The organism is Butyricimonas sp. RTP31003st1_G1_RTP31003_210430, assembly GCF_040920905.1.
GTDB lineage: Bacteria > Bacteroidota > Bacteroidia > Bacteroidales > Marinifilaceae > Butyricimonas > Butyricimonas paravirosa.
In genome coordinates this window covers 19,187-32,651 of the sequence record NZ_JBCOSQ010000060.1, presented here as the reverse complement: position 1 = coordinate 32,651, position 13,465 = coordinate 19,187, and the positions used below count along the sequence as shown (strand labels likewise).

The window sequence follows — 13,465 nt, the reverse complement described above, 5'->3', positions numbered from 1 at the left end:
CTACGCGTAACGTGGTCGAGGAAATTTCTCGTCAATTGGGAGTACACACGATAAATCTACCTTCTCCATCCATATTCTTGAAACTGATAGAGAAGGTTCGTCCTGATCTTTATCAGAAACTCTGGGGAGATGTGGTTATTGATCGTCAGTTAGCATTAAGCGCTATCGGTTACGAGCCTCGTTACACGTTGGAGGATGGAATTCGAGAAATGGTTGAATCGTTTAAGCAACAAAAATGATAAATTGGATCTATGGATTTGTTCTCCTGCTCCTTTTCGTGCTGGAGAACATTTATTTTAAGATTGCCAAGAAATATAATATTTTGGATGTTCCTAATGCAAGGAGTTCTCATCATGCAATTACCCTACGAGGAGGTGGGGTGATTTTTTATTTAGGGGTACTTGTGCATGGATTGATCTTTGATTTTTTTGCACCTTGGTTTTTATGCGGGTTGACGTTGGTGGCTTTGGTGAGTTTTATGGATGATATGCACCCGCTTTCTGCAAAGGTTCGTCTTTTGGTCCAGATCTTTTCTTTGCTATTGATGCTGTTACAGTTAGGAGTCCATGAGGTTTCGTGGGGATACGTGGTTGTGGCTTTATTTGTCGGGTTGGCCATACTCAATATATATAATTTCATGGATGGTATTAATGGTATTACCGGAGGATATAGTCTGGTTGCCATGTTGGCGTTATGGGGGATCAATGCGTTTGTTTCCCCGATAGCGCCGGCGGGGTTTATTCCTGTAATAATACTGTCATTACTAGTGTTTAATTTTTATAATTTCCGTTCTCATGCCAAATGTTTTTCCGGGGATGTGGGAGCGATATCAATGGCTTTTATTATACTCTTTTTATTAGGTGGCTTTATAATACATACCGGACACGTGTCTGCATTAGTGTTTTTGGCTGTTTATGGGGTGGATGGAGTGCTGACGATTATACATCGTGTCTTGTTGAAAGAGAACATTGGTCAACCTCACCGGAAGCATTTATACCAATTGTTAGCCAACGAGGGGAAGTTTGCTCATTTGCCTGTTTCTTTGATCTACATGGGAGTACAGGCTGTTGTTAATTTGGGGTATTTGTTGGTGTTGATGTATACTCCAGAGTATACATTGATTTATTTTATTATTTCTATGGTGGTGCTGGTGGTTGTTTATTTACCTTTGAGACGTAAATTTTATGCGTTACGAGAGCAAGTATGAGATTTGAAGAAATATTATAGACTGAAAACTATAATAAAATTCGATTTTCGATTTTTGATTTTCAATTAATGCAGTATCTTTGTGGCCGATCCGGCATATAGGTTTATCAGGATTGATTTGTGAATCAAGAAAGATGAACCTGTGGGATGGTTGCATAAAAAACATTCAAAAAAAGTAATATGAGATTTTTAATTTTTATTGTACTTATGCTTGGCGTCACGGGAATTGCTTGTGCGCAGATGACCGATGCACAAGTTATTGAAGCCGTGAAGTCCGCACAGGCTCAAGGAAAAAGTCAAGATGAGATTATTTTGATGTTATCGCAAAAAGGCGTCACGAAAGAGCAGGTGTTGAGAATCAAGGAGAATTACGAGAGAGAGAATTCAGGAAAGCAGGGAGGTTTGGCTCAAGAAAATAGAGAGCGTATAGAGACTATCTCGTTAGAGAATCGGGATGTGGTGTTGGTTACAGAAGGGGATAAGAATAGTATTTTCGGGCGAAATTTGTTTAGTAATAAAAATTTAACTTTTGAACCGAGTTTGAATATTCCTACACCGGAGAATTATGTGTTGGGGCCAGGAGACGAGGTTATCATTGATATATGGGGAAATTCGGAAGCGACTGTTCGGCAGGTGATATCCCCGGAGGGGAGTATAAACGTATCGAATATAGGACCGATTTATTTGAATGGAAAACGGATTCAAGAGGCATCTTCTTATTTAAAAACGATGTTTAGTCGTATCTATTCAGATTTAGCGTCGGAAAATCCATCAACATTTTTGAAAGTATCGTTGGGACAAATTCGAAGTATTCAGGTGAACGTGATGGGGGAGATTGTCATGCCTGGGACTTATATGTTGCCCTCTTTGGCAACGGTGTTTCACGCATTGTATGCGGCAGGAGGTGTAAATAACGTGGGAACTTTGCGTGATGTCGTGTTGTATAGGAATGGAAAAGCCTTTAAGCACGTGGATGTTTATGATTATATCATGAATGGTAATAATAGTTTTGATATTACTTTGCAGGATGGTGATTTGATTAACGTGGGTACTTACGAGAAAATTGTCACTGTAGCTGGTAAAGTGAAACGTCCGATGCGTTACGAGATGAAGGGAGAGGAGAGCCTGAGTAAATTATTGGAGTATGCTGGGGGGTTTACTAGTGATGCTTACAAGAAGAATGTAAATGTGAGCCGTAAGGGAGACTCCGAGTTTCAGATATATACTGTAAATAACGAGGATTTTGTTGACTTTACGTTAGCTGATGGTGATTCTGTTATGATTGATCCTATCATAAGTCGGTACGAAAATCGAGTATCCGTGACTGGGGCGGTATATCGGCCGGGAAATTACGCGATAAATAATTCGATAAAGACCGTGAAGGATTTGGTAAACGTGGTGGAAGGACCGCGGGAAGATGCCTTTTTAAATAGAACTATTTTATATCGTGAGAAAGAGGATTTAAGTCAAGAAATGCTTGCTGTTGATTTGGGAAAATTGCTAAGAGGTGAGATTGACGATATTCCATTGAAAAAGAATGATCGTTTGTATGTACCTTCTGCAACTCAATTGCGGGGAGATTATGTGATTGATATTCGGGGAGAAGTAAAGGATCCTCGAAAATATCCTTTCGTGGATAATATGACGTTGGAAGATGCCGTGTTGCAAGCGGGTGGTTTGTTGGAGTCGGCCTCCATGGTACGTGTGGATGTTTCCCGAAGAATAAAGTCTCCTAATAGTACGGAGGAAGCTCCGGCTGAGGCTGAATTATTTACATTTGGTTTGAAGAATGGTTTGGTTGTGGAAGGAGATCCTGAATTTACACTTGAACCTTTTGATGAGATATATGTTCGTCGTTCCCCGGGATACCGTGAACAGCAGAACGTGACGGTGAATGGCGAGGTACTTTACCCTGGTGTATACGCAAAGCGTTCATCCAATGATCGTCTTTCTGATATTGTAAAACGGGCTGGCGGGGTTACTTCTAAAGCCTACGTGAATGGGGCTCGTTTGTTGCGTCGGATGAATGCTGATGAATTGGCAAGAGTTAGTTCTGCTTTGCAGTTAGCTAAACATTCCAGTCGTGATTCTTTAGTGATAGATAGTATGTCTTTGGAAAAGGTTTATTACGTGGGAATCGATTTAAAAAAAGCATTGGAAAATCCGGGAGGTGAGGCAGACTTGGTACTTCGTGAAGGTGATGTGTTGCACGTTTCTAATTACGTGAATACAGTTAAGATTAGTGGTGCGGTGATGCATCCTAATGCTGTAACTTATCACAAGAAAATGAAATATAAGGATTACGTGGAAAATGCCGGAGGGTATAGTGTGGATGCGAAAAAACGGAGAGCATATGTGCTTTATCCAAACGGGACGCTTGCTGTATGCAAGGGAAATCGTACAAAGATAGAGCCGGGATGCGAGATTATTGTTCCGTTGAAATCCATGAACAAAAATCGGATGGGCTTACCGGAAATTTTGAGTTTGGCGTCATCAACGACTTCGATAGCGGCAATGGTTACTGCAATTCTTAACAACACGAAATAGTATGGAACAGGAAGTAAAGCAAGCAAATCAGATGCCACAGGAGGAAGAAATTGATTTGGTAGAGGTGGTCCGAAAGTTGTGGAAAAACCGGAAACTGATACTGAAAATTACCGTCGTGTTTATGGTACTAGGGGTATTAGTGGCCCTGTTTAGTCCGAAAGAATATACTGCTGGATGTACGATGGTCCCTCAATCCGGGGATAAGAAAGTTGGTGGAAATTTGAGTGGACTGGCATCCATGGTCGGAATTAATTTAGGTGGGGCTTCTGGTGGTGAGGTTTTATCTCCGACAATTTATCCTAAGATTGTGGCAAGTATTCCTTTTAAGAAGGACTTGATGGCGACCCCGTTGAAGTTTGAAGAGTATGATCAACCGATCACGTTATTGGATTATTATACAAAGGATGAGTACCAGAAATTTAGTTTGGGAGGTACAATTGCGAAATATACGATTGGTTTACCGGGAGTGATCATAAATGCAATTCGGGGAGAAGATACAACGATGATTTCTGCAGGGCAGGGAAGTGCAATTCAGTCACTTTCAAAGGATGAAAAGAAGATGTCGGAGATGTTGAATGATATGATTTCTTTGAACGTGAATGATAAAGATGGTTACGTGCAATTGTCAGCGTCCTTGGGAGAACCTTTGGCAGTAGCTCAGTTGGCTGAACGGGCTCAGGAGTTGTTACAGACGTATATTACGGATTTTAAAATCGAGAAGGTGAAGTCAAATTTGACTTTCGTGGAGCAACAATATGATGCTGCAAAAAAACGTTACGAGAAGATGCAGGATAGTTTGGCTCGTTTCAGAGATGCGAACAAGAGTTTTTCTTCTGCCGTGGCAAAGACTCAGGAGGAGGCTTTAACGAATGAGTATAATCTTGCTTATAGCGTGTATTCAGAGTTGGCAAAACAGATGGAACAGGCTAAGATTGCCGTGAATGAAACCACACCGATTTTGACGATCGTGGAACCGGTTGTAGTGCCGATTGAACGTTCTAAGCCTAAAAGGGGATTGATTTGCGTGTTGTTTACGTTCTTGGGAGGCTTTGCTGGAGTGGGTACGGTTTTGGCATTACCTTTCGTGGCTAATGTTTTTGGAAATGATAAATTGAAACGGTTTATAAAGGAATAAGTTTGTAACCGGGGATCCGGTTTTCATATTACAGGAGGTGTGTCAAATGTGTTGGCATACCTCTTTTTGTGAGAAGTTTTTTACCTTTGCGGTACGTGGGGACCGGGACGTGTGATAAAATATTTGATAGTCTTTGAAAATGATTGATTTTGAACAGTTAGCACGAAATATGAAGGGAGACGTGATGACGGACTCTCTTCATCAAATGATTTATGCGACAGACGCATCGGCTTATCGGGAGATGCCGTTGGCTGTTGTATATCCTCGGGATGCCTCGGACGTGAAGGAATGTATCAAGTTTGCCAGGGAAAATGGGATTACATTGATTCCTCGTGCTGCGGGAACTTCTTTAGCGGGGCAGGTGGTAGGGAATGGGGTGGTCGTTGATGTGTCCCGGTATATGAATCACGTGCTGGAGATAAATGAAAAAGAGCATTGGGTTCGGGTTGAACCGGGGGTAGTGCTGGATGAATTGAATATGCGGGTAAAGTCGTTGGGATTGTTCTTCGGGCCGGAGACTTCTACTTCTAATCGTTGTTGTTTGGGAGGAATGGTGGGAAATAATTCGTGCGGTTCTCATTCTTTGGTGTACGGGAGTACCCGGGATCATCTTCTGGAGGCAAAAGTTATTTTGAGTGACGGGGAGGAGGCTTGGTTGAAGGGAATGAATAAAGATGAGGTGAGGGATAAAATGACGGAAGACACGTTGGAGGGAAAGATATACAGGTGTTCTGTGGAGATGTTGGAAAATAATAGAGAGGAGATTATTCAACATTTTCCGGACCCGGCTTTGCGGAGAAGAAATTCTGGGTATGCCATTGATCAATTGTTGTACTCGGATTACTTTGATGTTGCTTATGAGGAAAAGTTTAATTTGTGCAAGTTATTAGCCGGATCAGAAGGAACTTTGGCATTTGTGACCGAGTTGAAATTGAATCTTGTCCCGTTACCACCCAAAGAAAAGGCGGTAATTTGTGTACATTGCAGGACATTAGAGGAGGCGTTTGAGGGGAATCTGGTCGCATTGAAACACCACCCGGTGGCTATCGAGTTAATGGATCAGAATATATTAGAACTAAGTAAAGGAAATATAGAACAAAATAAGAACCGTTTTTTCGTTCAAGGTGATCCTGCTGCAATACTGATTGTTGAGTTGGCACAGAAAAGTAGGAAAGAGGTGGATCAGGTGGCAGACCAGATCGAAGCGGATATGAAGATGCACGGGTATGGGTATCATTTCCCGAGAGTGTACGGGAGTGATATTAACCGGGTGTGGAGTTTACGGAAGGCGGGACTAGGGTTGTTGTCCGGAATGCCGGGGAATGCGAAGCCCGTGTCCGTGATTGAGGATACAGCCGTGGCTCCGGAACGGTTACCTGCTTACATGAAGGATTTCGGGGAGATGCTGGAACGACTGGGATTGAAGTGCGTGTATCATGCACATATCAGTACGGGTGAGTTGCATTTACGTCCCGTGTTGAATTTGAAGGAGGAGAATGACCGGGTGTTATTCCGGCGTGTGGCGGAAGAGACGGCTAAGTTGGTGAAAAAGCATCGCGGCTCTTTAAGTGGAGAGCATGGTGACGGACGTTTACGAGGAGAGTTTATTCCATTGTTGTTCGGGGAGAAGGTGTATGACTTGATGCAGGAGACTAAAGCTTGTTGGGACCCGAAGGGCGTTTTTAATGCGAGGAAGATTGTGAACACGCCACCCATGGATACCTCTCTTCGATATGAGGTAGGGGATTCGAACGTGACGAGTCGCACTTATTTTGATTTTTCTAAGGAAAAAGGTTGGTTGTGTGCTATTGAGCAATGTAACGGTTCGGGAGATTGTCGGAAATCATATGCTTTTGGTGGTACGATGTGTCCGAGTTTTCGTGCCACAAGGGAAGAGAGTCATACGACACGCGCCAGGGCGAATACGTTACGGGAGTTGATGACTCGTCCGAGAACGAGAAAGATATATGATCAGCGGGAGATTTTAGAAGTGTTAGATTCCTGTGTTTCATGTAAAGCGTGTAAATCAGAATGTCCTTCTAACGTGGATATTGCTCGTTTTAAGGCAGAGTTCCTGCAACAGCATTATGATGTGTGCGGGGTGCCGATGAAGGCTTTTTTGATTGCCCGTTTGACAGAAATTCAGCGTTTGGGTACGATCTTACCGTGGTTTTATAATGCCGTCGTTCGAAACCGGATGACAGGCGGGATGTTGAAACGAATGTTGCATTTTGCCCCGGAGCGGGCGATTCCTACTCTTTATAAGACCACGTTGAAACATTGGCTTGGTCGTTATCGGCGAAAAAATAGGGGAGAGATCGTGGGAAGAGTGTTTCTGTTTGCCGATGAGTTTACCAATTACATGGACGTGGAGATCGGGATAAAGATGATTGAATTGTTGGATCGGTTAGGGTATGAGGTTATTATACCGAAACACGTGGAAAGTGGACGGACAGCGATTTCGAAAGGTATGTTGAAGGTGGCGAAAGGAGTGGCCCGGAAGAATGTACTATTGTTGAAAAGCTTGGTTACGGAAAATATTCCATTGATAGGTATTGAGCCTTCGTGTATATTATCGTTCCGGGATGAATACCCGGATTTGGTTGGAGATGATTTGAAGAAAGAGGCCGTGAGGTTAGGGAAAAATTGCTTGTTGTATGACGAGTTTTTTATCCGGGAGATTCGTGCCGGAAGAATCCGGGCAGAACAATTTACTGATCAACCGTTGAAGATTATGTTGCATGGGCATTGTCACCAAAAGTCGTTGGCTTCCGTCGAGCCTTCTAGAGAAATGTTATCTTTGCCAGTGAATTATTGCGTGGAGGTTATTCCTTCCGGATGTTGTGGGATGGCGGGAGCTTTCGGGTACGAGAAAAAACATTACGAGTTGTCCATGAAAATCGGGGAACAAGTGTTATTTCCTGCTGTGAGGGGTGCTGGGGAGGATGTTTGTATTTCAGCTCCGGGAACGAGTTGCCGACAACAAATAAAGGATGGTACGGGGAAACAGGCGTTGCATCCGATAGAAGTTTTGTACGAGGCATTGAAATGTACGAAGGAAAAATAACTTCGAATTTCGTCCTTCTTTCGTTTGATGTAAAGTATTAATGTTATATTTTTGAAGTTCAAATTTTTAATTTGACCCAAAGGTAGACGTGAGTAAAGAATTAATAAAATGGATATGAAGAATTTTGCAATTATTGGCGTGGCAGGATATATAGCTCCAAGGCATTTGCGAGCTATAAAAGACACGGGGAATCAGTTGGTAGCTGCTTATGACAAGTTTGACAGCGTGGGCATCATGGATAGTTATTTCCCGAATTGTTCTTTTTTCACGGAGATGGAGTTGTTCGATCGTCATTGTTCAAAATTGAAGAAGACAGACGAACGGGTGGATATGGTATCAATCTGTACGCCGAATTATTTGCACGACGCTCATATTCGTTATGGTTTGCGTTTGGGGGCTGATGTGATTTGCGAAAAACCGTTGGTATTGAATCCTTGGAATATAGATGCATTGGAGGACGTGGAGAAAGAGACAGGACATAAAGGGTACACGATCCTGCAATTGCGTTTACACGAGTCAATAAAAGCTCTGAAAAAGAAGATCGAGGAAGGACCGAAAGACAAGGTGTATGACGTGGATTTGACTTATATTACTTCTCGCGGAAATTGGTATTACACGAGTTGGAAAGGAGACGAGCGGAAGAGTGGAGGTGTCGCCACGAATATCGGGGTCCATTTTTATGATATGTTGTCATGGATTTTTGGTCCGGTAAAGGAGAATATCGTGCATGTGATGAGTCACGACCGAGTTGCCGGTTTCTTGGGATTGGAAAAGGCTCGTGTACGTTATTTTTTGAGTATAAATGCTGATAATTTACCGGAAAATGCCGTGCAAGGGGAGAAAAGAACTTATCGTTCTATCCGTATTGAGGGGGAGGAATTTGAATTTAGTCAAGGATTCACGGAATTGCATACCGAGAGTTATCGGAAAATTCTGGCAGGAGAAGGGTTCCGTATAGAAGAAGCCCGTAATTGTATCGGGATAGTTCATGATATTCGGCACGCAACCCCAATTGGTTTAAAAGGGGATTATCATCCCTTGGCCAAATTACCATTGGTGAAACATCCTTTCGGTTGGGGAAGGTGATAAAAACTAAAAGATAAAAGTTAAAAACTGAAAGATAAAAAATTAAAAACTAAGGGTAAAAACTAAAAATAAAGGGAAAATGAAGATTATTGATAATGGGTTGTTAGATGAGGTTTCTCGGCAGGCTGCGGAGAGTCCGCGTCTGAGGATGAATTATAATTTTCACGATACGTTGGAGGCTAATGCTCAACGCTTGTTGAATGCTTTGGAGCCGGGGACTGAATTACCTGTGCATAGACATTGTTTTACCGCGGAGACTTATATCGTGCTGCGCGGTGAAATTAACGTGTTTTTTTATGATGATGACAAGCGGGTAACCGAGTCCGTGACCTTGAATCCGTTGAAAGGTGAATATGGTATTCATATACCTGCCGGGCAATGGCACACGTTGGAAGTCGTGGAAAAAGGAACCGTGATTTTTGAAGTGAAAGATGGGCCGTACCGTCCGTTGGGGCCGGAAGATAGACTTGATTAATTTTAGATTTATGATTTTAGATTTTAGTCGCACGAGCGTTCGCTTTGGACGAGTTACAGATTCTTTCTCCTCTAAATTCTAAACTCTACATTTTAAATTATTGTGTATGTATAATAAGTTACTAAATAAAAAGGCAAAGTTGGCATTAGTCGGGTTGGGGTATGTCGGGTTACCGATAGCACTGGAGTTTGCCAAGAAGATTTCCGTGATCGGTTTTGATATTAACGAGGAACGGTTGGCAAAGATGAGAAAGAAAATCGACCCGTGTAATGAGTTGGGGACGGATGCGTTTGAGAATAGCGATATTTATTTTACTTCTTCCGTGGATGAGTTACGGGAAGCGTCGTTTTTTATCGTGGCGGTTCCGACCCCGATAGATAGGTTTAATCAACCGGATTTGAAACCCCTGCTGGCGGCATCCCGCACGGTAGGAATGGCCTTAAAGAAGGGAGATTACGTGGTTTATGAATCTACGGTTTATCCGGGTTGTACGGAAGAAGATTGTGTCCCGGTGTTGGAAGAGGTTTCCGGACTGAAAGTTGGAATTGATTTTAAGATCGGTTATTCTCCGGAACGTATTAATCCGGGCGACAAGGTTCACACGCTGGCTAATACGGTAAAGATTGTTTCGGGATGTGATGCAGAGACTTTGGAAACGGTGGCTAAGGTTTACGAGTTTGTAGTGAAACCGGGAGTACATCGGGCTCCGAATATTAAGGTGGCTGAGGCCGGGAAGATTATTGAAAATACACAACGGGATGTGAATATAGCTCTGATGAACGAGTTATCCATTATTTTCAGCCGTATTGGTATCAACACGTATGACGTGCTGGAGGCCGCGGGGACGAAATGGAATTTCTTGAAGTTTTATCCCGGTTTAGTGGGAGGACATTGCATCGGGGTCGATCCCTATTACTTGGTACATAAGGCAAAAGAGTTGAAGTATCATCCGCAAATGATTAATGCCGGGCGGTTTGTAAATGATTCGATGGGAGGATATATAGCCAAGAAGATTGTGAAGAAGATGATCGGGATGGGAAAGAATATCTTGGGCGCTCGAGTGTTGGTTATGGGGGTTACGTTTAAAGAGGATGTATCGGATATTCGGAATTCGAAAGTCGTGGATATAGTGAACGAGTTGAAAGATTTTGGCGTGGATGTAGATGTCACGGACCCGAATGCAGATTCCGAAGAAGTGATGCATGAATACGGTTTTAAGTTGATCGAGAAGCCTCGGGCAAATTATGATGCTGTCATCGTGGCAGTAGCGCATAAGGAGTACATGGATCTGGACGAGGAGTATTTCCGTGGATTGACATACGAACACGCTGTATTAGGAGATATAAAAGGAATTTACAGGGGGAAAATTCACCTGATGAAATACTGGAGCCTATAAATAAAATGATAACTTCGCGTCAGAATTTAATGATATGAAAGGAATTGTATTAGCCGGTGGATCCGGGACCAGGTTATATCCAATTACGAAAGGCGTATCAAAGCAGTTATTGCCGATATATGATAAGCCAATGGTATATTATCCCATTTCAGTATTAATGCTGGCGGGAATCAAGGATATTTTAATTATTTCAACCCCGCAGGATTTACCGGGGTTCGAGCGTTTACTCGGTGATGGCTCCGATTACGGGGTTCATTTCACGTATGCAGAACAGCCAAGCCCGGATGGGTTAGCACAAGCATTTATTATCGGGGAGGAGTTTATCGGAAATGATTCGGTTTGCTTGGTGTTGGGGGATAATATTTTTTATGGACAGCATTTTACAGGAATGTTGTTAGATGCCGTGAAAGCTGCGGAAGGGGAGGATAAAGCAACTGTTTTCGGTTATTGGGTAAATGATCCGGAACGTTACGGGGTGGCCGAATTCGATCAAGACGGAAATGTGCTGAGTATTGAAGAAAAACCGAAGAATCCGAAATCGAATTATGCCGTGGTCGGGTTGTATTTTTATCCGAACGAAGTGGTTCGTGTTGCTAAAGAGATAAAACCGTCCGCTCGCGGAGAGTTGGAAATTACTTCTGTGAATCAGACCTTTTTAGAAGCGGGTGACTTAAAAGTTCAGTTGTTGGGACGTGGATTTGCTTGGTTGGATACGGGAACTCATGATTCATTGGCTGAAGCTTCTAATTTTGTAGAAGTTATCGAGAAACGTCAAGGGCTGAAGATTGCTTGTTTGGAGGAGATTGCCTATATGAAGGGATGGATAGATGCGGAGCGTTTGAGGGCTGTGGCTCAACCGATGATCAAAAACCAGTATGGACAGTATTTATTGAAATTACTGCAGTAATTTCAATAAGTTGCAGGTTGGCAGGTTACAGGTTACAAGTTATTTACAAGTTATAAATTGTTTATGGGGACGGTTAGGTGTTTTGAGGATTTTAAGATTTGGCAGGATGCCCGTTTGTTGGTAAATCAGGTTTACTTGTACACTGCAGGAGTGAAGGATTATGGGTTTAATGATCAGGTTAGAAGGGCGGCGGTTTCGGTGATGAATAATATTGCGGAGGGGTATGAGGCTGGTGGTAATGTGATGTTTAAGAAGTTTTTGCAAATATAGAGGGGAAGTTGTGGTGAAGTCAGGAGTATGTTGTATTTAGCTAAAGACTTGAAGTATATAAACGAAATAAAAGTAAACGGGTTATTGTCTGATTGTATGGTTCTATCCAAAGGTATCAGTAAATTAATTACTTATTTGGATTCCACAACCAGCAACTTGTAACCTGTAAACTTGTAACTAAAATATAGATGAAATAAAGGTAAACGGGTTATTGTCCGATTGTATGGTTTATCTAAAGATGTTGTAAGTTAATTACTTATCTGGATTCTACAACCTGCAACTTGTAACCTGCAAACTTGAAACTAAATTTTGAAGAATGAAAAATTTATTAATCACTGGCGGGGCCGGATTTATCGGTTCGCATCTGGTTCGGCTAATGGTAAACAAGTATCCGGAATATCGTATTGTCAATTTGGATAAGTTGACTTATGCGGGTAACCTTGCTAATTTGAAGGATATTGAGAACATGCCGAATTACAAGTTCGTGAAAGCGGATATTTGTGACTTTGAGAAAATGCGTGAGGTTTTTGCTGAATATGAAATAGATGGGGTAATCCATTTGGCAGCAGAGAGTCACGTGGATCGATCTATCAAAGATCCGTTTTCTTTTGCCCAGACAAACGTAATGGGAACGTTAAGCTTGTTGCAAGCAGCGAAGTTGGCTTGGGAGGGTGATTTTGACGGAAAACTGTTTTATCATGTTTCAACGGATGAAGTGTATGGTTCTTTGCAACCGAATGGAGGTTTCTTTTTGGAGACCACAAAATACGATCCTCATTCTCCCTATTCGGCATCGAAAGCCTCTTCGGATCATTTCGTGAGAGCTTATCATGACACTTACGGTTTGCCCGTGAAAATTTCTAATTGTTCTAACAATTACGGAACTTACCAGTTCCCGGAGAAGTTGATCCCGTTGTTTATAAACAATATTCGTCATAATAAACCACTTCCTGTGTATGGAACAGGAGAGAACGTGAGGGATTGGTTGTTCGTGGAGGATCATGCACGGGCAATTGATTTGATATTCCATAAAGGTAAAGTGGGGGACACTTACAATATAGGCGGGTTTAACGAATGGAAAAATATTGATCTGATCAAGGTTATGATCAAGGTTACTGATCGTTTATTAGGCCGTCCGGAAGGAACTTCCGAGAAGCTGATCACGTATGTAACAGACCGGGCCGGGCACGATTTGCGTTACGCTATTGATTCCACTAAATTGCATGAAGAGTTGGGTTGGGAGCCTTCCTTGCAGTTCGAGGAGGGGATTGAAAAAACGGTAAAATGGTATTTGAAGAATCAGGATTGGTTGGATAACGTGACGAGTGGGGAATACATGAAGTATTACGAATCAATGTATAATCTGTAAATTGAAG

General features: G+C 42.3%; 10 protein-coding genes and 1 pseudogene. All 11 read left to right on the top strand.

Going from position 1 to position 13,465, the window contains the following annotated elements:
• On the top strand, window positions 1-239 hold a 239-nt coding region (locus tag AB5542_RS16385), incomplete at its 5' end, for a hypothetical protein (RefSeq protein ID WP_368243220.1).
• Window positions 236-1,207 (top strand): MraY family glycosyltransferase, encoded by a 972-nt coding sequence (locus tag AB5542_RS16380; RefSeq protein WP_279037981.1) that lies wholly within the window; start codon window positions 236-238, stop codon window positions 1,205-1,207. The genes AB5542_RS16385 and AB5542_RS16380, both read left to right, overlap by 4 nt.
• 179 nt (window positions 1,208-1,386) lie before the next feature.
• Window positions 1,387-3,753: an SLBB domain-containing protein gene (locus AB5542_RS16375; protein WP_087422404.1), complete on the top strand. Its 2,367-nt coding sequence runs from the start codon at window positions 1,387-1,389 to the stop codon at window positions 3,751-3,753.
• 1 nt (window position 3,754) lies between these two features.
• Window positions 3,755-4,888: a Wzz/FepE/Etk N-terminal domain-containing protein gene (locus tag AB5542_RS16370; protein WP_270543758.1), complete on the top strand. Its 1,134-nt coding sequence runs from the start codon at window positions 3,755-3,757 to the stop codon at window positions 4,886-4,888.
• A 139-nt stretch (window positions 4,889-5,027) separates the two neighbouring features.
• Window positions 5,028-7,955 carry an FAD-binding and (Fe-S)-binding domain-containing protein gene (locus tag AB5542_RS16365; protein WP_279038079.1) on the top strand — a complete coding sequence of 976 codons (2,928 nt, stop codon included), beginning with the start codon at window positions 5,028-5,030 and terminating at the stop codon, window positions 7,953-7,955.
• 114 nt (window positions 7,956-8,069) lie between these two features.
• Window positions 8,070-9,041: a Gfo/Idh/MocA family protein gene (locus AB5542_RS16360; RefSeq protein ID WP_087422508.1), complete on the top strand. Its 972-nt coding sequence runs from the start codon at window positions 8,070-8,072 to the stop codon at window positions 9,039-9,041.
• Window positions 9,042-9,120: 79 nt separating this feature from the next.
• On the top strand, window positions 9,121-9,516 hold the full coding sequence (locus tag AB5542_RS16355; protein ID WP_087422402.1) for a WbuC family cupin fold metalloprotein: 396 nt from the start codon (window positions 9,121-9,123) through the stop codon (window positions 9,514-9,516).
• Window positions 9,517-9,622: 106 nt separating this feature from the next.
• The gene (locus tag AB5542_RS16350) at window positions 9,623-10,912 is read left to right on the top strand and encodes a nucleotide sugar dehydrogenase (RefSeq protein ID WP_288215224.1); all 1,290 of its coding nucleotides are present in this window, start codon (window positions 9,623-9,625) and stop codon (window positions 10,910-10,912) included.
• A 34-nt stretch (window positions 10,913-10,946) separates the two neighbouring features.
• Window positions 10,947-11,819: a glucose-1-phosphate thymidylyltransferase RfbA gene (gene rfbA / locus AB5542_RS16345; protein ID WP_087422400.1), complete on the top strand. Its 873-nt coding sequence runs from the start codon at window positions 10,947-10,949 to the stop codon at window positions 11,817-11,819.
• Between the two features lie 63 nt (window positions 11,820-11,882).
• Window positions 11,883-12,251, top strand: a pseudogene (locus tag AB5542_RS16340) (four helix bundle protein).
• A gap of 154 nt (window positions 12,252-12,405) precedes the next feature.
• On the top strand, window positions 12,406-13,458 hold the full coding sequence (gene rfbB / locus AB5542_RS16335) for a dTDP-glucose 4,6-dehydratase (protein WP_279037983.1): 1,053 nt from the start codon (window positions 12,406-12,408) through the stop codon (window positions 13,456-13,458).
• Window positions 13,459-13,465 lie beyond the last annotated feature (7 nt).